The organism is Flavobacterium anhuiense (genome assembly GCF_900101855.1).
In the GTDB taxonomy this organism is placed as follows: Bacteria; Bacteroidota; Bacteroidia; order Flavobacteriales; family Flavobacteriaceae; genus Flavobacterium; species Flavobacterium anhuiense.
This window is the reverse complement of sequence record NZ_FMVC01000005.1, coordinates 186,811-213,587: the sequence shown is the minus strand read 5'-3', so window position 1 is coordinate 213,587 and position 26,777 is coordinate 186,811. Positions and strand designations below refer to the sequence as shown.

The following is a 26,777-nucleotide window of genomic DNA, read 5'->3' as shown; positions in this document are numbered from 1 at the left end:
AAAAGTAGAGATTTTTGTTTTTTTAATACTAGCGATCATTTTTACATCTGCTATAAAATAAAAATAAGTAAACTATTTGAGTACCAAAAACATGTAATAATAACAATAGCCCCAAGACTATGAAAAAAATTACTTTAACGATTTGTCTGCTACTAGCAGTGGCAGCAAATGCACAGCAAGAAAAAGGAATAATTGGATATGCAAACTGGTTGGACAACTGGACAGAATTCAAGCCACAGAAAACCGAATCCAAAGATGCAAACCAAATACTGGCTGGAAACATTACCGAGAATACTAAATTGATGAAAAAAAACGTATACATTCTTCATGGCAATGTATATGTAACCAATAATTCGGTTCTAACTATTGACCCGGGTACAGTAATTATTGGAGATGCCGCAACCAAAGGCACTCTTATTATTACAAAAGGATCTAAAATTATGGCTGAAGGTCAGGAAACAGACCCTATCATATTTACCTCAAATGCCAGCATGAAAAAGGCAGGCGACTGGGGCGGCATAGTTATTTTGGGTGATGCGCCTATCAATAAATTTGGCAGCGTGGGCTCCTATAACATGGATCTTGATCCTTCCCTTACCGTTTATGGTGGCAACAATGCCGCTAGCTCCTCAGGAATCTTAAAATATGTTCGTATTGAATTTGCTGGAAGAAAAGTAAAGGGAGCAGATGCCTTTAACGGCCTTACAGTTGCAGGAGCTGGAAATAAAACAGTCTTAGAAAACATTATGGTGAGCTTCTCAGGAGGCGATTCTTTTGCCTTTTATGGCGGAGATGTAAATGCATCGCAGTTGGTTTCTTATAAATCTATCAATGACGACTTTAAAATTACTCAAGGAGCACAATGTCGACTTTTCAATTCTCTTGCAGTGAGATCTTCATACCTTTCAAGCAACAAAGATGGTTCTAGATGCCTAGAGGTTAAAGCTTATGAAAAGAAAAACGAAACTGACTTCACAAAAAAATCGACTTTTGTTTCTGCTTCCAATCTTACCCTTCTTAATGACAGCGAGAATATTAAGGCTGATGTTCAGTCAGGTTTAGTAAAAGAAGCAATCTATGTCGGCGAAAACACTGCTCTAGAACTAAAAAGAAGCGTTGTATCAGGATTTAATCCAGCAGTGTTGTTGGATAGCAAAACTGAAATGAATGCTGATAATTTGAAAAAAATCAAATTTGAAGAGATGTTTTTCAACCAGTGCACTGGCAACATCTTTACAGAAAACAATACTGATAATTCAGATCTGGAAAACTGGTATGGCAACAGTATTTTTTCTAATGTATATTCCCAAACTGATAATAAAGAAACCTTTGTGGATATCTACAATGCAAAAAGACCGGACTACAGGCTACAGTTAGGAAAAATTACTGCATCTAGCGGCAGATAATTACCTATTAATCTTAACAATTATAAAAAAGGAAACAGAAAAACACACTGTTTCCTTTTTTTATTTCCGTAGAATCATCTTTTAAAGGTTGCTCTTAAGCTATCTTGAAGCTAGAAGTGCAGTTCGCAACGCCTGCACTCCATCTTGGAGCGTAACGGCAAGCTCATGCTCTTTGTTTTCAATCTTTGCAATGACATCAAGCAAAAGCTCCTGCACGCATCTACCGTACACTTCTGCCTTGGTCCTCTGAATTTCAAAACTGCCCGAAACTATATGGTCTACTTTATAAAATATTCCGCCAGCCTTTACAGAATCTTTCTCCTCTGATAATGCCTCTGCTGCTCCCCAGCCTTCTGGCCTCGAGTCATCAGAGCCGCAGCCAATCGCTTCTGCTGAAATTTCTTTCCAATCTGGCAGAGAAGTAAAAGCTTTTCGAGTTGAAGAATTGGTAAGAGCTTTCAGAGTGCCTTTCATAGGCATCCAGCCTTCGATTTCAATTCTTGCAAGATCATATGCCAAATGAAGAGTAGTCTGTTCAAAAAAACCAGGGCCGGAAAAAGCATGATGATATTCCCCTAGGAGTCCATCATCATATTTGACAATTGCTGACATGCGGTCTCTCTGCCTTTGATTGCGCTGATCAGAAGTGCCATAAACCTCTACGGGCTTCTGACGGCTAAGTGCACTTACTATGTCAAAAAAGTGTACTCCATGCTCTACCATAATGCCACCTGAGACTTTTTCATCCCAAAACCAGTGCTCCGCAGGTAGAGCTTGATCCTGTGCATAATTGTGTACAGCGGCATGCCGCAACTTTCCAAGCGCTCCGATTTCCGAGAGTGCCATCAAAGAGTGGATAATGGGATTATATCGAATCATATGGTCAACAGTAATAATCTTTTCCGTCTCTGCCTGGACCTTCAGAATACGCTCAGCTTGGAGCAGATTAATGGCAACAGGCTTTTCAAGCAATACGTGCTTTCCAGCTTGCATGGCAGCGCAGGCCATTTCGGCATGCAGCGTAGGAGGTGTTACAATGCTTACAATATCTATTTGGGGATCTGCAAGCAACTCCTTCCAACTCCCATACAACTTACAATTCCCTTCAGTCTTAAGACCTGCCGTGGTATCAGCGATAGCCACTATCTCGATTTGCTCCAGTCTGTCCCACCAATGGTGCAGAAATTGGCCAAATCCACCATAGCCTATTATACCTACTTTATATGTTTTCATATCTTTTAAATTTAAGTCCCAAGTGGGCATCTGTTCTAAAAATAATGTTCCATCTTTTGCATGAGCCAAATTACCAGCTGATTCTTACTGCCGCATCACCAGGAAATTCAAATTCATTCCCATTGACGGCTTTAATTTCGGTATATTTGGAATTCTCTTTAACCTCTACCTTAATTTTTGATACGGCAGTTTTGGAAAGCCCGCTGACTTTCATTAGAGCCCTAAACTTTGGACTTCCAGCTACTATAAAGGTGATCTTTTTTTTTACGAAGCGGAACTTTAGTGCAGGATAATTGATAAAGCCTATTGCATTAAGATCCTTTAGCCTAAAATACTGTCGGGGCACCACTCCGAAAGCGAGGCCTGCCCCATAAACTTCCTGTCCGACTTCTCCAGATTTCTCCCACCCATCGTGAATGTCTTCCAAAGGCACCCATAGCTCTTTCTGCACTTCCCCTGTTTTAATCTCTTGAGCAATCATATCCTGAGGCAATAATGGCGGATAATAATAGGCAAGCCTTGCTGAAGCATATTTGATGAACTCAGGAATTAATACTTTTAATGCTGGGAGTATGTCAATATTTTGTGTCACTTCCATATAATGATGAAGAGCAGCATAGACTTCAAACTCTTCGTAAGCTGCTGTATAGGGCGCATCATCTAAGGGAAATACCGAAAAGAAACTGGGGAAATGCTTTCCGTAACCGTAGCCGCAACTCCAGATCTGCATGTTTTTAAATAGGCCAGCTATACAGCTATAGCTCAGCTTGAGGAACTTCTCATCATTGGTTTCGAGATAGAGCTCTGCCAATGCACCGGCGGTAAAAGCTGTATTATTGGCCTGATAGAAAATGTCAAATCCTAGCCCTTCTAAACTTTTAAGTGCACGCAGGGCTTCATTTAAAAAACGCTTTTCATCTGTGAGCTTGTACGCCATCAGCATTACATGAGCATAGGAGCCTGGCACATCCTTCTCCCCTCCCTCTCCTGGCTGGGTTTCTGCCTTAATAACCTCATAGGTTGTCATCTTATAAAAAACTGGCCAATTATAGTCAAAATGCCGTGCGGTCTTTACGGCATAATCTACGGAATCCAGAAAGAGCTTCTCTGCAATTTTATCCCCTCTAAGGGCTAGACGCGCCAAATTTAAAAGCGGATGATGGAGGTACCAAGAATCCATCACCATCTCACGTTTCTGCTCTTCAGATTTGTCTAGCTGGTCTACAAGAGCGGGATGCCAGCGGACGATGCTTTTGACACGCTCATCATAGAAGTCCTCAAGTCCCATATCCAGATCATCATACATGGGATGGGAACTTTCAGACCAGGCTAAATATTCGTGAAGAGGCAGCTTCACAGCCAACTGCACCATAATTTCAGCAGGAGTTTTATAATCGCATACATAAGCATTCAAGAAAGGCGAACTATTGGCCATTGTCCAACACCCCTTATTCAGGTGCAGTTGCCCCAAAACTTTCTCCGCGATACCAAGCCAGTCCTGATAAACAGGTTCAGGCTTTTCAATATGATTGTAAATGACGCTAAGATGATTTAAAAACGCAGAGGTCATCTGACTTTCTTCCTTCATAATCTTTTCATCGAGCAAAACCAAAGCATCTGAGATAATAAATTCTATCCCCTCAGGGATAGGCTTCTCGCGGTTTACGGGAAATTCAAATCCTATTTCTGGCCAGCTTCCTCCGACTGTTTGCGAAAGCGAAGTCTGCGATGTCTCGCAGTAGGCAGACATGGCGCTTAGATTTTGGAAATAGAAGACCGATCCTGTTTCAGGTCGAGTCATGCTGAAAAAGATATGCCCTGAGCGCGCGCCCTGCTGATGTGAATGGATGATCCCTGAGGTATTCTCTACCCTGCCGTCATAGGTTAGTGGCACAATATCTCGAGGCCAGAATGGAATCAGTAGAGAAAAAGCCGCTGTGAATGAGGTAGTATAACGAAACAGCGCTGAATCTGCCTCTGGAAAGCAAAGCCTGACCGTATAATGTCCCAGTCTAGTCCAAGCTTCTATTAGCAAATCATTTTCCCGCTTCTTAACCTGAACTTTATAAAAATTGCTGTTCATGCCAAAGGCCAGTCTAAATGCCATTCTTCCAGATTTAGGCCACTGCATGGCAAGCCATAGGGAATCTCCAGCATTATATATCTGAAGTTGGTATTCGAAAAGCGCGGTTTCATGCAGCAACTCGGCATTTACAATATCTGCCTGAACAGTAGCTGTCCAAGGCGTAACAGGATGAAGCATATCGATAATGTTTAAATTAATAAATCAAATTTGTCTCATAAATGACGCTGTTGCTTATATAATACCTCTGAAACCTTACATAAATTTAATCTCCCTTTTTCGTTAGCTCTAAAAATACAAACAGAGTTTAAGACTCCTTTATCTTCATTTTTCATAAGCGTAGCGGACGTTTTAGAAAAAAGAGTTTCATTTTAAAACCGTACTTGCTAAAATTTCGTTAATACCTAAATACCAGCGAACTAAACCAGTGTTGTTTAACCTAATAAAAACTAGATTATGAAAAACGAAGTTAAAATCCAGGCAGTAAACCCGTCCCTGGACAGCAGAAGAAGTTTTTTGAAGCTCAGCGGTTTGGCACTTGCCTCCGCAAGTCTTCTTATCGCAGGATGCAGCGACAGTGATGATGACCAACCCATGCAGGAGGATACCCTTCCGGGCGTCCGCAATGGCGTATTCGATTTAGGCTCAGGAGATTTCGGGGTTCTCACCTATGCCTATGCCCTAGAGCAGCTAGAAGCCGACTTTTACACGAAAGTCGTTAACGCCTCTAGCTTCAACAGCGCGTTCAGTTCTTTAGAACGCGAAGTACTGACTGATCTTTATCATCATGAGGTGGTGCACAGAGATTTCTTTAAAGCTGCCTTAACCGGAGCGCTTCCTAATCCGTCCACACAACTACTGCCAACACTTTCTTTTAACTACGGTTCTCTAAACTTTAACAGCCGCACTGAAGTCCTTGCTACAGCCAAAGCGCTTGAAGACACGGGAGTTGCCGCATATAACGGAGCTGGGAGATTGATTAAAACAGCCGATTATCTGCTGCTGGCAGGAAAAATTGTTTCGGTGGAAGCTCGCCATGCATCGGCTATCCGAAGCCTAATCAATCCTAATTCAAAGGATTTTGCAGGAGATGATATCGTGAATATGTCAACAGGGCTAGATGACGCGAAGGATCCTTCAAAGATACTTCCGATTGCTGGAGGATTTATCTCCACTAAATTTACCGCTAAATACCTGCCTTAATGCTAACCTTAAAAACTGGAAATTATGAACATCCTAAAATTTATAGAATCCTTCGCCGATGAGCGCATAATGCAAAGCATGGGCACCAGAAGAGAAAGTTTTGCTCAGTTTGGAAATATCGGAAAAAATCTGGCTATGGCCTCAATACCTTTCGGGCTTTCTGCCTTGAGCAGCAAAGCTTTTGCCAAAGATATAACAGCTACTCCTGCAACGCCAATAGGTGCACTGCAGTTCGCTCTCACTCTTGAATACCTAGAAGATGAATTTTATGCTATGGCACTGGATTCAGGTGTCATCCCAGCATCTGAGAACGGCGGTAGGGATTTAAAGGTATTCCAGCAGATCTCAGCCCACGAGTCCGACCATGTTAAATTTCTTATTGCGGGACTTGGAGGAACAGCAAGTGCCAATTTTGTCGCTAAGCCGACCTTTGACTTTACAGTTGGAGGCGCTTTTGATCCTTTTAATGACTATCCTACTTTTCTAGCTTTGGCACAAGCTTTTGAAGATACTGGCGTAAGAGCTTACAAGGGACAGGCCGCCAACTTGATTACAACACCGGATCTGCTGACCGCCGCTCTACAGATCCATTCGGTAGAAGCGCGCCATGCGTCAGAGGTTAGAAGACTAAGAGGTCTTAAAGGCTGGATTTCAAATGCCGAGAGAGGTGCTGGAATGCCAGCTGCCACTCAGGCCGTCTATGACGGAGAAGGCGTAACGGTGCAAGCTGGATTTAATACTGCCGCCGCGTTTGGAGCTGCCGCAGGATCAGAAGCCTACGATGAGCCTTTAAATACCCAGCAAGTAGTGGATATAGCCAACATCTTTATCGTCTAAATAATTTAAACAATAATAACCGCCGCCTGTGTTCTAAAGATGCAGGCGGTTTTCTTTATAGCTAAGCAGATAGTACCAGAAAACATGCTACCGCTCAATCATATAGTTGCGTGTAACCTGATTGAAATTAAGGATTCCTTTAATCCACTTAACAAAAAAGCCCCTCAAAAATTAAGGAGCTTCTTGGCAGCCGACGGGTGCCTGAAAAGGTATGGGGCAAATTAACTAAATCATTGTACAGAACCTTCAGACGAACCCCGTCGGTCCCCTGTTTCTTTTCTGACAGATTGTACAGCATTTTGCCACACCAATGTATATCAAAATTAGCAAAAACATCTCTGACGTTTCTTACAGAATATCACTTAGAAATTACAGCTTCTTAATGTGCTATTATTCTAAATGACATTGTTGTCTGTTTGGGCAAAAGATTTTATTTGCTTTTCACTATAATTCGTTTTTGTTGTTTTTATTAAATTACAATCTTATTTTAAAGGTGCTATGCTATAAGAAGTTCCCTTTTTAGTCTCAAAAACCGCAGTGTAACCAATAGACGATTTTTCACTTTTGACATTCAACTTTTCAATTATAAAGGGTTGCGCTGATCGTATAGAGCAAGTTCCTCCGATATTAGACACAATTGTTGTCTGGCTCATTTTACCTTCATTCCATTTTATATCTACAGTAAAATTGCCTTTTGCTGTAATTCCCTTAATTTCTCCATCTTTCCATGAATCTGGCAAAGCAGGAAGCAGATGTATTTCTTTATTTTGGCTTTGCATCAGCATTTCGATTACACCGGCAGTTCCTGCGAAATTTCCATCAATCTGAAATGGCGGATGCGCATCAAAAAGATTTGGATAACAGCCTCCGTGTCTGCTGTAGTTAGGATCATTATCTTTAGTTAATCGCAATTGATTTTTGAATAACTGATAGGCATGATTTCCATCCAAAAGTCTCGCCCACATATTTACTTTCCATGCCAAACTCCAACCTGTTCCATCATCTCCTCGAAGTTCTAGTGTTTTCTTTGCCGCAGCAGCCAATTCTGGGGTTTGAAGAGGAGAAATTAAATTGGCTGGGTGCAAAGCATACAGATGTGAAGTGTGCCTGTGGTGCGGATCTTCTTCTTCAAAATCTTTATACCATTCCTGCAATTGCCCTTTACTTCCAATTTGAAAAGGAAGTAATTCCTCTCTCGCATTGTTTATTTTTTGTCTAAACTCTAAATCGGCATTTAAAACCTTAGAAGCTTCAATGGTATTTTCAAATAAATCTTTTATGATTCCGATATCCATTGTCGAAGCTGTTGTTACAGTTCCCTGTTTCTTGCCGTCATAATAAAATATATTTTCTGGAGAGGTTGAAGGCATTGTTACCAGATGGCCATTTTTATCTTTTTGTAGCCAGTCTAAACTAAATTCTGCCGCACCTTTTATAATGGGATATACTTTTTTTAGGTAATTTTTATCGCCAGTATATTGATAATGTTCCCATAAATGTCTGCTCAGCCAATTGGCTCCCATGTACCAGTTGGCCCACATTGGATCTCCTTTTCCAAAATCTCCAACCGGATTAGTCATAGCCCATATATCAGAGTTATGATGCAAAACCCAACCGTTGGCATGATAATAACTTTTAGCTGTTTCTGCTCCTGTTGCAGAAGCATTTTTAATGAATTCGTCGAGCGGAAAAAACAATTCTGATAAACTTCCCGATTCTACGGGCCAATAATTCATCTGCAAATTAATATTGGTCGTATAATTACTGCTCCAAGGTGCACGAAGCTTATTGTTCCAAATTCCTTGCAGGTTTGCTGGCGCATTATGCGTACGCGAAGAAGAAATCAGTAAATATCGTCCAAACTGAAAAAACAAAGCTTCGAGACCCGCATCTTTTTCACCTTTTGCATATTGTTCTAATCGTATGTCAGTTGGAAGATCAGACTTGGATGTTTCTTTTTCGTTTAGCTTTAATGAAACCCTATTGAAGAATTTTTGAAAATCAGCAATATGTTCTTTTAATAGAGAATCATATTTTTTACCAGCAACTTTTTTTATTGGAGCTTCAGCAAATTTATGTTCATCTTTTCCTTGACTGTCTGGACATTTATCAAATCCGTTGAAGCTAGTTGCTGCCGAAACGAAAAGTAGAATTTCGCTGGCATTTTTGATAACTAATTTATCTCCCTCAGAGCTTATTTCGCCGTCTTTTACAACCGGTTTTATAATCAATTCGAAGCGCATACCTCTACATCCAGCTACATCCTCATAAATAACGGGTTCCTTATTGTAATCGATATAATTAGGATCGGCGTGCGAAGGCGCTTTTCCCTTTAAAACTAATGTTTGATTCTGTACTGCTTTCTGATTTTTTAAAAGACTTGCCGCATCAATGGTCACAGAAAGTTTTTTCAGCTGGTCTGCCGAAAGCTTAATTACAATACATTGTGCTGGAGCCGAAGCAAAGATTTCTCGTTTGTAATTTACTCCGCCAGCATTAAAACTCGTTACGGCTAATCCGGTTTGTATATCTAAGCTTCTATCGTATGATGCCGCTTTTTGCCCGCCAAAATCCTGCTTTAAAATAAGATCTCCTAAAGGCATAAAACTTTCGCTATATGGTCCTTGCATGTTTTTGGTCAAAACATTAGCTTTTTCAAAATCTTCATTTTTAAGCGCTTCTCTAATTAAAGCTAAGTTTTTAAAAGCATCTGGATTTACATTTTTATGAACTGGTCCTCCACTCCATAAAGTAGCTTCATTTAACTGAATTAACTCTGCTTCAACCCTTCCAAAAACCATTGCGCCCAGAGTACCATTTCCTACAGGCAGTGCCTCCGTCCATTCAACAGCGGGCTGTTTGTATTGCAGTTTTAAATCTTTTTGTGCAGAAACAGAAACTCCTGCTAATGCAATGAGCATAAAAAAGCTTTTTTTTAAAGAATGATCCAGCATGAATTTTACTTTTTGATGAAATTAATTAAATCGTTTTCAATTTTAACACTGTTATTGAATACGGAGGAAGATTCAATTGCTGATTCCCTTTCGTAATCTTATATTCGCTTTGTTTTGGCGTGATTTTTTTTGGATCTGCAAAAGTGTTTTCATCCTGTAAATTTGCACTTACCAGTCTAATCAAACTTCCTTTTGACCCTAATTTCGCTCCTTTCAAATCAATACTTATGTCAGATGCTGTTGAAGCTGTATTAACCAATTTCACAATAATTTCTTTACTATTCACATCTTTTACAGCCGATGCGTATAAATTATGCTGACCAATTAACGCTTTTCCATCTTGCGTAATGCTTAATAAATCGGTTCCTTTATTAGTCGAAAACAATTGCTGTACATAATAGTTTGCCGAACCATAAGACTGAAGATTATTGAACCAAATCATATCTGGTGTCCATTGCCAAGCATCTTCGTGAGCCATTAAAGGTGCATAAGAAGTTAATTGCACTACTTCTGCATTTCTCTCCAATCCTGTCATAAAAGCAGCCTCAGAAAAGGCGCATTCCCAATTATTTCTATTGTTTGGATTTGCCCCAGAAACACTTTGTGCCGCATATTCTCCAGCAAATATTTTTGGGCCTTTGCGATCATAATTATCGTAACGGCCAGCATTTTCCCTAAACCATTTTGGGCTTTGGTAATAATGTTCATCAACCAATTCTGCATTCAGTTTTTTGAGTTCATTCATTGCATAATCAAAATGTTCACCATCTGGTGAAGGCCCGCTGCCTGACACAATAATGATATTTGGATATTTTGCTTTTATAGCTTTTTCAAAAACTTTATATCTTTCAATATAATCAGCGCCCCACTGCTCGTTTCCAACTCCGATATATTTTAAGTTAAACGGTTTTGGATGTCCCATATCTGAACGAACTTTTCCCCAAGCTGTCGTAACAGCGCCGTTTGCAAATTCAATCAAATCTAAAGCATCTTTTACGTACGGATCCAGTTCGTCTATGGATGCTAATTCACCAGTGTTGTACTGGCACGCCATTCCGCAGCTCAAAATTGGAAGCGGTTCTGCCCCTATATCTTCTGAAAGCTGAAAATATTCAAAAAATCCTAAACCAAAACTTTGAAAATAATCTGGCGTTAATTTATGATTGAATTCAACATTCCATCTGTTCATCATGGTTTTTCTATCCTCAACATTCCCAATAGATTTTTTCCATTGGTAACGATCTGACAAAGTTCTTCCCTCCACAATACAACCACCTGGAAAACGTAAAAATCCTGGTTTTACATCGTATAAAAGCTGAACTAAATCTTTACGAAGTCCATTTTTTCTATTCTTCCAAGTATCTTCAGGAAATAATGAAATCATGTCCAAATCAATTGTTCCTGTTCCTTCAAAAGTGATTTTCAGCTTTGCTTTGGCTTCTGTTTCAGTTGCCACAAATTGTGCGCTATAATTGGTCCATTCATCAGATTTTGGAACTACACTGGTTTCTCCAAGCGCTTTTTGATCTTTATCAATCAGTTGGAAAATAATCTTTCTGATGGCTCCTTTATGATTAGCTGCCTTAAACGAAAGATTGTATCTCGCATCTTTCTTCACTCCCATTCCTCTAAAACCTTCATTTATTAAAGCATAACCTTTGTCATTATTAATTTCAACCCTGCAAAAATTAGTATTATTTGCCGCTACGTTGATGGGCAGAGCCATACCGGATTCCTTATTCATGGAAGATCTGTTGCTTTTAGGTTGTTCCCATCCCATTAAAGGTTTCTCAAATTCAAAAGATCTGTTTTTAATCATTTCAGCATAAAGTCCACCATCAGCAGCAAAATTGATGTCTTCAAAAAACAAACCGAACATGGTCGGCTGAATTTTAGTTATCGTTTTGGAAGCATCAACCTCTAGAACCGCTTTTTGAGCATTTCCATAAATAGTGCTAAATAGCAAACCTCCTATGAATAATGTTGAAATTAATTTTATTTTCATTGTATTGTTTTTATATCTGCAATTTATTAATTAATCTTTTTAAAGCCTCTCTTTATTGTAATTTTTACACTTATTTTTTTCAAGAATAAATTACTTCTTAACTGCCTCATACTTATCTGGGAAAGCGGCTTCTCCATCCAAATTGATTACTTTCAAATCATCGACATTTTTACTTTCAACCGCATATTTAAAATAATCTGGTTTGTTTTTTCCCCATTGAACGGTACAATTCTGAACTTTTATACTTTCAGCGTTATCAAAATAAAATCCTGAAGTGCTTCCTTTCACAAAACCCTCTACATTAGCAGGTCGTCTGTCGTACAATCCGCCTGGAAAGGATGTAATTTTATCTATAAAAACACTCACATTATCAAAAACAATATTCTTGATTTTATCTTTAGATTCTCCGCTTACAAAAACACCGTTTTCTCCTGTGCACTGAATATTAGAAAAATAAATATTCTTGATTTCGCCCACTTTTCCTTCTGTTGCTCCTTTCGGGAAACGCCAATTGGCATCTTTATGATTTATTTTCGCTCTGCTGAAAGCTGTTATATAAATCGGTTCTGCTTTTCCCCACCAAGTATCCGTGTTTAATTTACTTTCTATAATGATGTTAGAGAAAATAACATCGCTTACCGTTCCCTCGTCACGATTCTGAATTCCTAATGCTCGATTGCTGTTTTTAATAATACAATTATTGAAAACAACCTGTCTAATAGCATCCATATTTTCTGAACCAATTTTAATAGCACAGCTGCTGCTGGTCATAGTACAATTGGTAACTGTAATATTTTCGCAAGCTCCAAATTCTTCAAATTCTCTTCTGTTTTTCAAACAGATGCAATCGTCTCCGCTCTCAATATAACAATCACTGATTCTGACATTTTTAGAATGGTCCAAATCAATTCCGTCGCTGTTGCGGACTTTCAAGCTGTTCAATAAAGTAATACCACTGATTACTACATCGTTACAGCCTACCAAATGAACTGTCCAATAAGCTGAGTTTCCGATATGAACATCTTTAATTCTGATATTTTTACCACCGATAATCGTCAATACGTGAGGTCTTGGATCAAGAACATTGAATGGTTTTAAAACATATGCGTCATCTTCTTCTGCTCCCATAAAAGAAATTCCGTTTCCATCTATTTTCCCGCTTCCGCTAATTGTGAAATCTTCTATATTTTCTCCTCCAATCCAAATCGTCCCTTCTCCAGGATTGGTTCTGAAAGCACTTTTTGTATAGAGTTTTTCATCTGGACTTGCCAGTAATTTCGCCCCAGCTTCGATATGCAAATCTACTTTTGATTTGACGTCAATTGGTCCTGCTAAAAAGGTAAATGGTGCTGGAATTAAAACTCTTCCACCCGTTTTGCTGCAAGCGTCGATTGCTTTTTGAATAGCTGCAGCATCATTGGTTTTACCGTCTCCTTTTGCTCCATATTTTTTAACGTCGTAGATTTTCTGCGCAGAAACGGTTAACGAAAGGCAGAAAATTAGCAGCGTGATGATCGATTTCTTTTTCATATTTTTTATTTTTTTTTTGCCACAAAGGCACAAAGGCGCTAAGTTTTTTTTCACGCAGATTTTTCAGATTTAGGCAGATTTAATTAGATTTTTTTATAAAATATCTGTTAAATCTGCTTAGATTTTTTCAATCTGCGTGAAACAAAAATACTTTGCTTCTTAGCGTCTTTGCGGCCAACTCTTAATGGGCAGGCAATTCAAATTTATTCTGTTCTGGTTCTATTTTTCTTTTTGCAGCTTCGCTGTCCAAATTGCTTTCCAAAACATCTTTGAAAACAATCTGATTGTTTTTATCTGAAGGAATATCAATTGCCTTCATCGTTAGATTTTTGACATCATCAAAAACAAAAGCTGGACGGAAATCTTCTTTATCCAAAATCAGTTTTATATTCTTCATTTCGATTCCGTTTACGTGACGGACATAAAATCCCCAAGAAGGCAGTTCTCCAAACATGTTAAATTCAGGATAACCGTTTATGTTTTCTTTTACATCTTTTAATCGGCTAAGTGGATGATATGCCATTCCTTTTGATGCCCTTCCTGGATAAATGATTTCAATATTTTCTAATGTCACATTTTCAATTAAATGCCCCGGAATTCCAACAATAGAAGATGGAAACGGATTATGGAAATAATCAACCTCAGGCCCGCGCATATCGTAGTCAATATCAGGACGACCAAACGGTACTTGCACTTTTACGTTTTTTACCGATACATTTTTAATAGATCCTGGTTTATCTCCGTTTCTATGCCCCAAACGAATCAATATTGCATTTCCTGTATTAACAGCTGTTATATCTGAAACTTTGATATTCTCAATTTCGGCTCCGTCAACAGATTCAATCGCTACTGCGGATCTAAACGTGTCAAAAACTTTGATATTTTCGATGGTTACATTTTTGAAACTACCGTAAGAACCTGTTCCAAATTTCACAGCATTGGCACTTGATCTAATGGTACAATTTCCAATGTAAATATTGTTATTATGAAGTCCCGGAACTTCCGATTTCAAGCAGATTCCGTCATCGGCAGTGTTCACATTGCAATTGGTTATTCGGACATTTTCGCAACCATCGACGTCAATTCCGTCATTGTTCCAATACGCTCTGCTTTCTACTTTCATAAAATCAATGACAATATTCTTGCATTCTCTAAAACATTGTGTCCAGCCTGGACTATTTTTCAAAGTAATATCAGTCATTGTGATCGAATCGCATTTTACAAACGAAATTAGTTTTCCTCTTCCATCTTCAGGACGCATTCTTCTGTAATTATATTTCGGATCTATTCGAACTCCCGTGTGATGCAGCGAATCAATTGCTAAAGCCAGTTCTCTTCCATGTCCATTTATAATGCCTTTTCCTTTTACCGCCATATTTTTAGATTCAGCTGCAATAATCAAAGCTCTTATTCCTTCATATTTCGGATAATCATCTGGGTTGGTGCTTCCTAACAAAACGGCATCTTCTTCAAAAAATAATTCTACATTACTTTTTAAAACAATACTTCCCGATAGAAAGGTCCCTTTAGAAAAAACAACCTTCCCGGCTTTACTTTTATTAGCTGCATCAATGGCTTTTTGGATTGCTTTTGTATTTAAAGTTTTACCATCTCCCACAGCGCCATATTTTTTAATGTCAAATATTTTTTGCGCTGAAACGGTTAAGGAAACACAAAAAACAACCAGTATGATTACAAAATTTCTTTTCATTTCTATTTTTTTTATGCCACAAAGACACTAAGTCGCTAAGTTTTTTTTTAAAACCTTCTCTCCTTAATAAACTTTACGCTTTTGCGAGCAATTTTCAATTTAATCCTTTTAAATAAACTTTGAGTCTTTGTGCCTTCGTGGCAAAACATAAATTACCAGAAAACAGTGTACAAAGCCACTAAAATTCCACAGATAATAAAAGATCCAACTATAAACTCTGATGATACTTTAAACATCGATTTATCAACTTCAATTTTATGAATTTCAGCTTCCTCTTCTGATACTGGTTTGGCTAAACTGATTCCCACCATTATCAATACAATGATAAAGAAAACAATAGTCATTCTGTCTAAGAAAGGATAATCAGGAAAAGCGCCTTCTGTCCACATCGGCAAGAATTTTAAGACCGCTGCAATAGGCACCGTTAACAATGCCCCTGCCAATCCTGCAGCTGGAGTTGTTTTTTTCCAGAACATTCCCAACAAGAAAATCGCTAAAACTCCTGGCGAAAAGAATCCCACATATTCTTGTATAAATTGATACGCCTGATCTAATGATTTTAATGCAGGAGCTACAAAAGCTGCAATGATCATACAAACCACCACACACCATTTTCCTATACGAACCAATTTTTTTTCTGACGCTTGTGAGTTGAAATATTTTTTATAAATATCTAGCGAAAAAATAGTTGAAATACTATTGGCTTTTCCAGCCAAAGAAGCCACAATTGCCGCTGTTAAAGCCGCCAATGCCACTCCTTTTAATCCTGCGGGAAGCAGATTCATTAAAGTCGGGTACGCATGATCTGGTTTTAAAACTCCAGCCGCGTCAACCATTTCCTGCTGAAACGTTCCGTTTTCATGCATGACAAACATGGCAATACCCGGTAAAACGGCAATAATTGGAACCAATAATTTTAGAAAAGCGGCAAATAAAATTCCTTTACGCGCTGTTTTTAAATCGGCTCCTAAAGCTCGTTGAACGATATATTGATTGCATCCCCAATAAGCCAGATTGTTAATTAACATTCCCCCCACTAAAACCGACATTCCTGGCAATTCATTATAATGCGGATTGGACTTATCTAAGATCATATGCAAATGTCCTGGGGCTTGATCGGCAATTACAGACAATCCTTTTAAGATATCCTTCCCAAAACCGAATTGGTCTGACAATAGTGTCAAGGCCAAATAAGTTGTTACCAGTCCACCCAGAATTAAAACAATAACCTGAAACATATCTGTGTATCCGATTACTTTCATACCACCCAAAGTCACAATTACAGCAAACAGACTCAATCCAATCACACAAAACTGAAAACTTATCGGTGCAATGGACGAAATGGCCAAAGCGCCTAAATAGATAATCGAAGTAAGATTTACAAATACATAAATTAAAAGCCAAATTATGGCCATGATCGTGCTTACGGTTCCACTATATCTTTTGGCTAGAAACTGCGGCATGGTAAATATTTTATTCTTCAAATAAACGGGAAGAATAAACATGGCCACGATAATCAGAGTGGCCGCAGACATCCATTCGTAAGAAGCAATGGCAAGTCCAATGGCAAAACCCGAACCGCTCATCCCGATAAAATGTTCTGCTGAAATATTAGACGCAATCAAAGAAGCTCCAATTGCCCACCAAGTAAGCGAACCCTCTGCTAAAAAATATTCTTTGGAACTGGTTGCTGCAGTTTTTTTGCTTCTATAAATGTACATTCCATAGGCCGTGACTATGATAAAGTAAATAAAGAAAACAATGTAATCTGCGGTTTGTAATACATTCATAATGTGTGGTTATTGTGTGGTTAGATAGTAAAATGTATTGTAAGATCCGATCGCATCAAATCTTGAGAAACCATTTTCTTTTATACAGAAAATAAAGTAAAAGAAGCTGTACACCAGTTACTGAGAGAGCAACAAATACTGGCTGCCATATCATTGGCAAATACTGTATCATACCTCCAAAAAAGTAATCAGCAGTATGTTTAAAATCTACAGAACCTTCGGCTGCGATATATATTAAAATCGAATTTGAACCAATTAAAATCAACGGAAATGCCCATTTATGAAAGCCAGACAAATCAATTATCAAATAGAAAAAGACAAAAAATAGAATACTAAATCCGCCGACAAAACAGACAAAAGAGCTTGTCCATAAATGCTTGTTGATTGGAAAATCAATGTCCCAAATTAAACCTGCAATAATTAACAAAACAGCTGTCAAAGCCATCAAAATTAACTTTGCATTTATTGAAAACTGATTTTTTGCTTTTAAAAATGTTCCTGTAAAAACTCCTAATAATGCCGTAGAAATCGCGGGAAGAGTCGAAAAAATGCCTTCTGGATCATAAACGGTACTGTGAAGTCTGCCAGGTAAAAATAGGCGGTCAATATATCCTTCTAATGATCCCTCTTTGGTTAAAACTCCCGCTCCAAACTCAGGAACCGGTATCCATTTCATGGCCGCATAATAGCCCATCAAAATGCCTAAAAACCATATGAACTGTTTTTTGAAATCAAAATTCAAATAAATCATTCCGGCAAAAAACCAAGCTATTCCAATTCTTCCTAAAACACTCGCGAAACGGGTATGGTCAAAGCCGTCAAAACGCAATAATCCATTTACTACAAAACCTAAAACCACTAAAATAATGGTTCTCCTCAGCATAGAAAGGTATATTTTTCGTTTTTCTTTTGAGGGCAATTCCTGCGGAGTTGATACTCCCGCTAAATTCATTTTCTTCTCAAAAGAATATGGCATAGAAACGCCTGCTACAAACAAAAACACAGGGAAAATCATGTCATAGAATGTAATGCCATTCCATTCCGCATGATGCAATTGCGATGACATCCAGAGAAAAATAGGAATTGGGGCCGCCTTGGCTAGAGCATGAATTATATGTTCGCCACTCATAATCCAAAACATTACAAATCCGCGCAGCGCATCTAAAGAAATTAATCTTCCGTTTGTAGGGTTACTCATTTTTTAGTTCTAGTTTTAATTTTCTATCGCAGTATTCAGTCACAGTCGCAGTATTCAGTGTTTATGTGACTGAAAACTGTGACTGGAACTAAACAACAGGTTATTTAAAGTGGTTTAATAATAAATCCGTAGCTGTATTCGCTTTGGCTTAATACATATTGTTCGTGTGGCGGTTGTCCCCAGCTGTTGTCGCCTCCTAAACCTCGCTGGGTTAAGTCTACACAAACAACTACTTCATCTCTTGGAGTGATGTCACTGGAATGAAGGTTCTTTTTAGAAATCCCGCCATCAAAATCGCTCGGATAATTATTCAAAGTACTCATACATAAAGGCTGCAGACCTTGTATTTCCAAGCCATTTCCTGTATTGCTTGACAATTTAAACCAGCGTATATCGGTCTTATATCCATTTTCCTGCGGGCGCGTATAAGGAACATATTGGTCTGCAACTTTACTATTATAAATTCCTTTGAATGAAGAAGTTTTCCTATCTGGATAGTTTTCTAAAGGACCTCTTCCGTAATAATCCAGATTCTCCAAAGTATTTTTCAAGGTGAAAATCATTCCGAAACGCGGCAGCTCTGGCACTGGATTATTTCCTTTTTTATAAGAAGCCTGAATTTCCAAAGCATCGTCATTTCCTAATGCATATTTAATAGTGTAGTCTGAAGCAACATCATTCAACTTCAATTTAGCAACAATATATTGCTTACCGTTTTCTTCAATTTGCTGAATATTTTCTAGCGATGTATTTTTTCCTGCCGTTCTCCAGACATTGGTTCTAATCTGCATTTTGTTTCCAAAATCATTATCGGTTGGCGCTCTCCAGAAGTTAGGTTCAGGATATTGCTTAAAATATTCTTCGCCTTTTATACTGCAATAGGAAATTAATCCAGTCGATTTGCTGATTTTAACTGTAACATTATCAGAAGTTAAAACAAACTGATCTTTTTCATCTTGAACTTTCGAATTGTTTGTTTTTTCAGATTTTTGGAAATATTTACCGTCTTCGATTACAAATTGTTCTTTCGCAATCTCAAAATTCTGAGGCAGTAAATCTGATCCGGTTTTAGTGTAAGCAAAAACATTTAGCAAATATTCTATTCCTTCTTTTGATTCTAATTTTGGTAAATCAAGTTTGAATTGTTTTTTAGTTTTTGGATTCAAAGCAACATTCAAATTTCCTTCTTTGATTACTTTACCGTTTTCTAAAACTTCATATCTAAAGTTGTACTTGTTCAGGTTTGTGAATCCAAAATCATTATTAATTTCGATTATACCATTTTTGATATCGACTGCTTTGAATAAAATATTCTGATAGACTTTCTTCACTTCAAATGCTCCAGGATGCGGTGTTCTATCAGCATAAACTAATCCGTTATGGCAGAAATTTTCGTCGTTTAGATAGTTTTGGCTTCCCATATCGCCGCCGTAAGTCCAATACTTACGACCCGCTTCATCAATTCCATAAAATCCCTGATCTACCCAATCCCAAATAAATCCGCCCTGCATATTTTTGCTGCCGCGAATGATGTCCCAATATTCCTGAAAGTTTCCGCTACTGTTCCCCATGGCATGCGAATACTCACACATAATAAACGGACGACTCACTTCTTTTCTCGCAGCATATTCTTTCATGTATTCAATTGTTGGATACATTGGGCAGACGATATCTGTATTCTCATTTTCTTTTGCCTGTTCAAATTGAACCAAACGCGAATTATCTCTTTTTTTGATCCATTTATATGCTTCATGAAATACAGGTCCATTAGCACTTTCATTGCCTAATGACCAAATGATTACCGATGGCATATTTTTATCTCTTTCTACCAAGCTATAAATTCGATCTAAATGTGCTTCTCTCCATTCTGGAAGATGGCCCGGATTCGTTTTTGGATTCATCCACTTTAGAGGCTGTCCTTCTACTCCCATTCCATGGCTTTCAATATTGGCTTCATCCACCAAAAACAAACCGTATTTGTTGCATAATTTTACCCACAGAATATTGTTCGGATAATGACTGCAGCGTACAGAATTGATATTGAGCTGTTTCATCATCTGAATGTCTTTCAACATCGTGGCTTCATCCTGATAATGTCCAGTTTCTGGATTATGTTCGTGAATGTTTACGCCATGAACCATTAATCGGACACCGTTTACCAATAATTGTCCGCCTTTTAGTTCCACTTTTCTGAATCCGATTTGGGTTCCAACGGTTTCTACAATTTCTCCTTTTGTATTTTTTAAAGTCAAAAGCAAAGTGTACAAATTCGGCGTTTCACTACTCCACAATTTCGGACTTGAAATACTTTGAGAAAAATTAAGATTCTGAATTTTTGAAGCTTCAAAATTGATATTGAATTCTTTGCTAAAAACATTTTTGCCCGAGGCGTCAACCAATTTTGCAACCAGCTTTTGATTGTTTACCGCTTTTGAAGTCAGATTTTTTAAACTCACATCAACATTTAAACTTCCGTTTTTATACTTTGCATCTAAATCTGGTTTTGCAAAGAAATCCGAAATGCGAACATTGTCAGTACTATACAAATACACATTTCTGTCAATTCCAGAAAGTCTCCACATATCTTGATCTTCCAGATATGAACCATCACTCCATCTGTAAACTTCAATAGCCAAATTATTTTTACCCGGTTTCAAATATTTCGAAATATCAAATTCTGCGGGGCTTTTAGTATTTTCTGTGTAACCCACTTTTTCTCCATTTACCCATATGTACATTGCTGAAGTTCCTGCTTCGAAATGAAGAAAAACATGTCGGCCTTTCCAATTTTCAGGTAGCACAAAATCTTTTTTATAAGACCCAACAGGATTATCCCAATGATTGATAAAAGGCGGATTTTTTTCGAAAGGATACGTTATGTTGGTGTAAATCGGAACTCCATATCCGTTTAGTTCCCAATTCGAAGGCACTTGAAGTTCTTTCCAATGCAATGTGCTGAAATCTGTTTTATAAAAATCCTTTGGGCGCTCATCTGGTGTTGGAGCCCATGAAAATTTCCATTTGCCATTCAAAGAAAAATACCAAGGCGAATTTTCATATTTATCAATGATTACGGAAGTTTCATCTGCATAAGGAAGAAAAGCTGCTCTTGCGGGTTCTCTGTTGATTTGAAACACAAGAGGATTTTCCCAATCGTTGCGATCTTTTTCCTGTGCCAAAACAGCTGCACCACAAAGTATAAGCAGGCTGAATAAAAGTATTTTGGTTTTGGTTTTCTGCATTTGTTTTGGTTTTAGATAGCTGACATTATTTTTTTTAAACACATAGAAACATAGTTTTTTTCTTTATTTCAAAGGCGTTTGACTTATTATAAAATATCAAGCTATGTGTGGAAAACTAGTTCTTATAATACATCTTTAGCTCAAAAAACTATGTTTCTATGTATCTATCTGGTCTTTTTAAAACTTCAATTTCTCAGGCAGATATTTAGCCACTAATTCTTTATAATAAGGAAGCAATGCTTGTACATCGGGCTTAACTGGAGCTTTTGTATACAAATCGTACGGATTGAACTTTCTAACCCAGTCAAACATTTCAATATCTTTTTCATTCATTAAATGTTCGTAAGCATTTTCTTTATGCTGAGAATAAAATGAATGATAACGAATCATGTATAAAGCTGGTTCTGGCAGATAATCTTTCATAATCTGATATAAATATTCGTCATGCCCCCAACTCATCTTTACCTTATCCAATCCACAATTTTCTGTGTAGATTCCAAATTTGGTATTGAATCTTGGATCTGTATAATCTGGGTTTTCTTTAAAAAATTCTGAGTACACGATTTTATCCGAATAGGCACATCCAACAGGAAATGTATCTCCTACAACTGCCCATTGCGGCTCTCCAAACAAGCATAATATTTTACCCAAATCATGAATAAAACCCGTCAAGACAAACCAATCAGGATGGCCATCAGCTCTAATTGCTTCTGAAGTCTGTAAAAGGTGTTGCGTCTGATCTAAATCAATATCTGGATCGCTGTCGTCTACAAGTGTGTTTAAAAAATCAACAGCCTCCCAGATTGACATTTCTTTTTTGTTGAATTGCAGAAATTCCTGTTCTTTACTGCAAACAAAATCATAGGTTTGATACGTGTGGTTTATTCTATAAAACTCTTTAACTGTTTCTACCCTTTCTGAATCGACATAATTCCTGAACTCTTCCTTCTGCTTTTCTTTTACATTTTTTTCAGAAGGATCAGGATATCGCATTAGCAAATCATCTTCCCACTCATCTAAATTTTTCAAAGGATTATCTGTATCTATATGCTTTTTCATAATGCTTAATAGTTAAAAGTTACAAGACAAAAATAGAATTACATACTCCTTTCAAAATGGACTAATACATCAAAAACATGGATAAAATTGATTATTATAGGATTTTTTCATACTAAACAAACGAAAAGCTATGGCAATGTGTTTTTTGCCACAAATTCACGAATTTTTATTTGAAGACAGATGCTACTTCTTTTTTAAGTAAAAATTACACGGATTTTTTCTAAATTATTTAGATGAATATTTATAATTGCTTAAGCGCAGAATACCGCAAATGGAAATATATTTTGTACTCAAGGTTGAAACCTTGGGCTATGTTTTTAATGGAGTTAAAATCTTTACGGAGTTACTTATGGAAATTTGCTTCACCTATTCGCTATCACTCAGGTTCTCCTCGGAATGAAAATAAGCGATCTGTAGAAATTAGTGCAATTAGAACAAAAATCCGATCTAATATGAGCAAAAAAAATCGTGAATTCGTGGAAGAAAAAACTTAATTATATCAGTTTACTTGGCGGAAAACCAAATTGTTTTTTGAAGCAACGGCTGAAATATAACGGGTCATTGAAACCAACGAGATTGGTCACTTCTGAAACATTATATTTTTTAGTTTTAAGCAATTCTGCTGATTTTTTCAAACGGATCGTTCTAATAAATTCGTTTGGAGCCAAGTCGGTAAGCTCTTTTATTTTTCTGTAGAGTTTAGACGAACTTACTCCCAATTTATCACACAAGAAATCGGTAGACAGATCTACTTCACTTAAATTATCATTGATCAGATTGGTTACTTTTTCCATAAATTCTTCATCTACTGGCGAATGCGTCAGCATGCTTACTTTGCTTTCCACTTCTCCAGAAAATTTCTGTTTGAGCTCCAATCTCGATTTGATCATATTCTCAATAACAGTTTTCAACAACAATGGCTCAAAAGGTTTTACCAGATAACCATCAGCTCCAGTGTCGTAGCCCTTTACCTTATCCATATTTTCAGAAAGTGCAGTCAGCATTATAACCGGAATATGACTTATAAATTCATCATTTTTAAGTTCTCGACAAAATTCCAATCCGTCCATAACAGGCATCATGACATCTGTAACACATAAGATCGGCTTAATTTGTCGGCATATTTTCAAACCTTCTTGTCCATTTTCGGCATCATAAACTTTGTAATAATCAGACAGATAATCAACCAGATATTTTCTGAGTTCACTATTGTCTTCAATAACCAAGATTTTTTCTTTTAAATCTGTATTTTGAATGATTTTCTTCGCTGCTTTTTCTGGAATAAGCATGCTTAAATTGTCATTTTTGAGAGCATATTCAAAGACTTCCTTATCTTCATAAGAAGCACGGTCTATTGGAATTTCAACTCTAAATGTACTTCCTTTTCCTGGTGTGCTTTCAACAGAAATAGTTCCTTTGTGAATAGATACCAAAGATTTTACCAGCGATAAACCAATTCCCGATCCGGTGTTATTTTCCTGACTGTTCGATGCCTGATAAAAACGTTTAAAAATTTTATTCTGGCTTTTTAGCGGAATCCCGATTCCGTCATCAGTTACCTCAATTACCAAAATATCTTCAACGGCATCTTTAAGCCTTACATACAAATCTACATTTCCGTTTTTATTGGTAAACTTCAAAGCATTCGATAAAAGATTATACAGTATTTTATCATACTTGTCATTATCCAGCCATCCATTTATTTGCTGATCCTCTGTGATAAAATTGAGTTTAATCTTTTTATTAAAGGCCATTTCTTTAAACGAATCGAAAATATTCTTAGAATACGCCAAAATATCTGTTTTAGTCACTTTCAGTTTTAATTCGCCTGATTGCGCTTTTCTAAAATCTAAAACTTGATTTACCAAATTCAACAATCGGCTAGCATTTTGATAAATTAGATTATATCTGCTTTTTTCATAATCGGTTGCATTGCTGTTTTCCTCCAAAAGTTGTTTTGCAGGCCCTAAAATCAATGTTAATGGCGTTCTTAGTTCATGCGAAATATTCGTAAAGAAACGCAGCTTTTCATTATTGAGTTTTATATCATGTTCTCTATTTACTTTTTCGGTAAGCAGTTCTTGTTTTAGCCTTATTCGGTTTTTAATCTCTCTTCTAATGAAATAGAAAACTCCAAACAGAATCGCAAAAAACATTAAAAATGAAGTCGGCGTAAGCCAGAACGGAGGCAGGATTTTTATTTTATAAGAAACCGTTTTACTCCAATATCCGTCACTATTGCTTGATCGTATTTTAAAAGTGTAATTGCCAGGATACAAATTCGTATACTGGACTATTCTTGAAGTGCTGTTAGCAGTAATCCAATGTTTATCAAAGCCTTCGAGCATATACTGAAATCTATTCAATTTTTCATTTGCAAAGGAAGGAGTCGAAAACTGAATCGAAAAATTTCGGTTTTTATGGCTAAGCTCAATTTCTTTACCATAATTCAGATCTTTTGAAAGCGGAATTTCTCCATTGATTTCCATTTCTGGAAAAACTTCTTCGTTCTGAATCTTAAATTCGGAAATAACGGGCAATGGCGACCATTTGTTTCTTTGCATTGCTGGTGGTGAAAAGGAAATGATTCCGTTTTTACCGCCCAGAAAAATATTCGAATTATTAAAATAAAAGAAGCCACTGGAGCTGAAAACATCGAGCCTGTTACCGCTGTTTACGTGGTAAATGCTGATATCTTTCAAATCGGCTCTAACAAAAGCAATGTTGTTGTTATTGATGTTCAGCCATAAATTTCCTTTCGCATCTGAAAGGATATCGGTAATCCATTTTCCTGAAAGTTCTTTCAGTTGTTTTATCGGCTCAAATTCGTTCTTTTTCGGATTGTATAAGCATAGCCCAAAACGTGTTGAAGCCCATATCTTGCCTTTTACGTCCACTAAAACATCACTTACATTTTCATCATGCGGCACTCCCTTTTCTTTGATAAAAAGTGATGAATAGGTTTCTATTTTCCCTGAATTGATATTGTATTTTACCACTCCCGTTTCTGTAGCAAACCATATATTATTTTTGGCATCCCTATCAATCGCATTGATTTGAAAGTTTGGCAAAAGCTTGCTTGAGGTCTGCACTTGTAGGGTCTTCGTATTTAAAAATAAAGCGCCTTCTCCAAATGAACCCGCAATGAGAGACTCTCCATCAATTTTAGAAAAGGCAAAAACAGGCGAATTATCAAATCCTGTATGTATTTCTCTGGAAGAATTTGTCAAATAATTGTACACCAAAATATTTCCATCCCAAAGACCGCAGTAAAATATCTTTCCATCATCGGAATAAATGCTGGCAATATCTTTTCCTGTATTATGCAAAGGAACTGAGCCTTTTGTATTGGAAATAAAAAGTCCGTTATGATAAGTCGCTACAATTACTTTTTCATCATATGTTTTGGCAAATCCCCTTATTCTAGGCGCCTGATTGCCAATAGAACGCGATATGTCTTTGTTTAAAGTAAACTGATTTTCATAAGGATCATATTTGTCCAGACCGTCTTCGGTTCCTATCCATAAGACCCCAGATTTATCAAAATAAAGTGATGCAATTAAATTATCAACCAGCGAACTATCATCTGACAAAATAGAATAATACCATTTATAATTTCCTTTTTGGATATCTTCCAATTCATTGCAAACCAGCAATCCTCCTAACGTTCCTACCCAATATTTCCCGTCTGGGGCTTTTGCAACAGATAGAAAATATGGACCTAAAGCGCCTCGAATCTGTTTATTCTCAATATAAAGATTAATGAACTGATTTCTTGCTTTATCCAATTTGTATAGTCCTTCTCGGGTTCCTATAAAAATATCCGATTTGGCATCTTCGTAAATAAAATTAAGATATGGATTTTTGACATTTGAATTTGGTACAGAGAGCGTATAGGTCATTATCCTAACAATTGCCCCTTTTGCATCCATTGTAATTTTGGCAACACCTGATTTTTCATAACTACCAACCCAAACATTTCCTTTTTTATCTTCAAAAATCTCTTTGACATAATCAAAACCTTTAAGCTTGATTTTCTCGAATCGGTTCTCTTTCAGAAAAAACAAATAAACTCCTTTGGTTTTTGTGCCTACCCAAACTCTATTGTATTTATCTGCATAAACCGATCTCACTTCATCATCAGGCAAACTGTTTGGATCGTTTTTTTTATGAAAAAAAGTCGTGAAGACATGGGTGTCCATTTTAAAAAGCGTCAATCCTTTTCGGGTTCCAATCCACAAATTATTAGAAGCTTCGTCTAATTCTAAAGCTGTAATATCATCATTGTACAATTTATTTTTTCCAGGAGTAGAACTCATGTAATTCTTGAACTGATAACCGTCGAAACGGTTTAATCCAGAGAATGTTCCAAACCACATAAAACCTTTTTTATCCTGTACAATATGGCGTACCGAATTATGAGACAGTCCGTTATTGTCGTTATAATGCGCAAATTTTATATTCTGTGAATACGAATAATAAAAACTGGCAGATAATAAGAATACTATAAGGAATTTTAATCTCAT

Annotated in this window: 14 protein-coding genes; 3 read left to right on the top strand and 11 right to left on the bottom strand. The window is 37.2% G+C overall.

What is annotated here, in order from left to right; genetic code table 11:
* The first annotated feature begins 119 nt into the window (after window positions 1-119).
* The gene (locus BLP44_RS14770; RefSeq protein ID WP_091134063.1) at window positions 120-1,406 is read left to right on the top strand and encodes a hypothetical protein; all 1,287 of its coding nucleotides are present in this window, start codon (window positions 120-122) and stop codon (window positions 1,404-1,406) included.
* Between the two features lie 99 nt (window positions 1,407-1,505).
* Here BLP44_RS14770 and BLP44_RS14765 read toward each other — a convergent pair whose 3' ends face one another.
* On the bottom strand, window positions 1,506-2,639 hold the full coding sequence (locus BLP44_RS14765; RefSeq protein WP_170830248.1) for a Gfo/Idh/MocA family protein: 1,134 nt from the start codon (window positions 2,637-2,639) through the stop codon (window positions 1,506-1,508).
* Between the two features lie 70 nt (window positions 2,640-2,709).
* The gene (locus tag BLP44_RS14760) at window positions 2,710-4,902 is read right to left on the bottom strand and encodes a hypothetical protein (protein ID WP_091134057.1); all 2,193 of its coding nucleotides are present in this window, start codon (window positions 4,900-4,902) and stop codon (window positions 2,710-2,712) included.
* Between the two features lie 276 nt (window positions 4,903-5,178).
* On the opposite strand from BLP44_RS14760, the gene BLP44_RS14755 reads away from it, so the two are divergent.
* Both BLP44_RS14755 and BLP44_RS14750 read left to right on the top strand, forming a co-directional pair.
* Window positions 5,179-5,925: a ferritin-like domain-containing protein gene (locus BLP44_RS14755; RefSeq protein WP_008469258.1), complete on the top strand. Its 747-nt coding sequence runs from the start codon at window positions 5,179-5,181 to the stop codon at window positions 5,923-5,925.
* Window positions 5,926-5,949: 24 nt separating this feature from the next.
* On the top strand, window positions 5,950-6,762 hold the full coding sequence (locus BLP44_RS14750; RefSeq protein WP_008469259.1) for a ferritin-like domain-containing protein: 813 nt from the start codon (window positions 5,950-5,952) through the stop codon (window positions 6,760-6,762).
* Window positions 6,763-7,244: 482 nt separating this feature from the next.
* Here the strand turns inward: BLP44_RS14750 and BLP44_RS14740 are convergent, their stop codons facing one another.
* From BLP44_RS14740 to BLP44_RS14695, 9 genes are all read right to left on the bottom strand, one after another.
* Complete coding sequence (locus tag BLP44_RS14740) at window positions 7,245-9,683, bottom strand: glycoside hydrolase family 95 protein (RefSeq protein WP_244511783.1); 2,439 nt, start codon at window positions 9,681-9,683, stop codon at window positions 7,245-7,247.
* A 58-nt stretch (window positions 9,684-9,741) separates the two neighbouring features.
* Window positions 9,742-11,721, bottom strand: coding sequence for an alpha-L-arabinofuranosidase C-terminal domain-containing protein (locus BLP44_RS14735; protein WP_091134053.1), 1,980 nt, complete (start codon window positions 11,719-11,721; stop codon window positions 9,742-9,744).
* A 90-nt stretch (window positions 11,722-11,811) separates the two neighbouring features.
* The gene (locus tag BLP44_RS14730; protein WP_091134051.1) at window positions 11,812-13,251 is read right to left on the bottom strand and encodes a glycoside hydrolase family 28 protein; all 1,440 of its coding nucleotides are present in this window, start codon (window positions 13,249-13,251) and stop codon (window positions 11,812-11,814) included.
* Window positions 13,252-13,432: 181 nt separating this feature from the next.
* Window positions 13,433-14,962: a glycoside hydrolase family 28 protein gene (locus tag BLP44_RS14725; protein ID WP_091134049.1), complete on the bottom strand. Its 1,530-nt coding sequence runs from the start codon at window positions 14,960-14,962 to the stop codon at window positions 13,433-13,435.
* Window positions 14,963-15,114: 152 nt separating this feature from the next.
* Window positions 15,115-16,752, bottom strand: coding sequence for a sodium/sugar symporter (locus BLP44_RS14720; protein WP_008469269.1), 1,638 nt, complete (start codon window positions 16,750-16,752; stop codon window positions 15,115-15,117).
* A gap of 55 nt (window positions 16,753-16,807) precedes the next feature.
* Complete coding sequence (locus BLP44_RS14715) at window positions 16,808-17,950, bottom strand: acyltransferase family protein (RefSeq protein ID WP_066034401.1); 1,143 nt, start codon at window positions 17,948-17,950, stop codon at window positions 16,808-16,810.
* Window positions 17,951-18,054: 104 nt separating this feature from the next.
* A complete protein-coding gene (locus tag BLP44_RS14710) occupies window positions 18,055-21,192 on the bottom strand; it encodes a beta-galactosidase, LacZ type (protein ID WP_091134446.1) in 3,138 nt (1,045 codons plus the stop codon).
* 177 nt (window positions 21,193-21,369) lie between these two features.
* The gene (locus BLP44_RS14705; RefSeq protein ID WP_091134048.1) at window positions 21,370-22,251 is read right to left on the bottom strand and encodes an inositol oxygenase family protein; all 882 of its coding nucleotides are present in this window, start codon (window positions 22,249-22,251) and stop codon (window positions 21,370-21,372) included.
* Between the two features lie 494 nt (window positions 22,252-22,745).
* Complete coding sequence (locus BLP44_RS14695) at window positions 22,746-26,777, bottom strand: hybrid sensor histidine kinase/response regulator transcription factor (protein WP_091134044.1); 4,032 nt, start codon at window positions 26,775-26,777, stop codon at window positions 22,746-22,748.

Excerpts from the sequence above, each read along its gene's own strand:
- BLP44_RS14770 (WP_091134063.1), top strand. The coding sequence starts at position 120 with ATGAAAAAAATTACTTTAACGATTTGTCTGCTACTAGCAGTGGCAGCA.
- BLP44_RS14765 (WP_170830248.1), bottom strand. The coding sequence starts at position 2,639 with ATGAAAACATATAAAGTAGGTATAATAGGCTATGGTGGATTTGGCCAA.
- BLP44_RS14760 (WP_091134057.1), bottom strand. The coding sequence starts at position 4,902 with ATGCTTCATCCTGTTACGCCTTGGACAGCTACTGTTCAGGCAGATATT.
- BLP44_RS14755 (WP_008469258.1), top strand. The coding sequence starts at position 5,179 with ATGAAAAACGAAGTTAAAATCCAGGCAGTAAACCCGTCCCTGGACAGC.
- BLP44_RS14750 (WP_008469259.1), top strand. The coding sequence starts at position 5,950 with ATGAACATCCTAAAATTTATAGAATCCTTCGCCGATGAGCGCATAATG.
- BLP44_RS14740 (WP_244511783.1), bottom strand. The coding sequence starts at position 9,683 with ATGCTCATTGCATTAGCAGGAGTTTCTGTTTCTGCACAAAAAGATTTA.
- BLP44_RS14735 (WP_091134053.1), bottom strand. The coding sequence starts at position 11,721 with ATGAAAATAAAATTAATTTCAACATTATTCATAGGAGGTTTGCTATTT.
- BLP44_RS14730 (WP_091134051.1), bottom strand. The coding sequence starts at position 13,251 with ATGAAAAAGAAATCGATCATCACGCTGCTAATTTTCTGCCTTTCGTTA.
- BLP44_RS14725 (WP_091134049.1), bottom strand. The coding sequence starts at position 14,962 with ATGAAAAGAAATTTTGTAATCATACTGGTTGTTTTTTGTGTTTCCTTA.
- BLP44_RS14720 (WP_008469269.1), bottom strand. The coding sequence starts at position 16,752 with ATGAATGTATTACAAACCGCAGATTACATTGTTTTCTTTATTTACTTT.
- BLP44_RS14715 (WP_066034401.1), bottom strand. The coding sequence starts at position 17,950 with ATGAGTAACCCTACAAACGGAAGATTAATTTCTTTAGATGCGCTGCGC.
- BLP44_RS14710 (WP_091134446.1), bottom strand. The coding sequence starts at position 21,192 with ATGCAGAAAACCAAAACCAAAATACTTTTATTCAGCCTGCTTATACTT.
- BLP44_RS14705 (WP_091134048.1), bottom strand. The coding sequence starts at position 22,251 with ATGAAAAAGCATATAGATACAGATAATCCTTTGAAAAATTTAGATGAG.
- BLP44_RS14695 (WP_091134044.1), bottom strand. The coding sequence starts at position 26,777 with ATGAGATTAAAATTCCTTATAGTATTCTTATTATCTGCCAGTTTTTAT.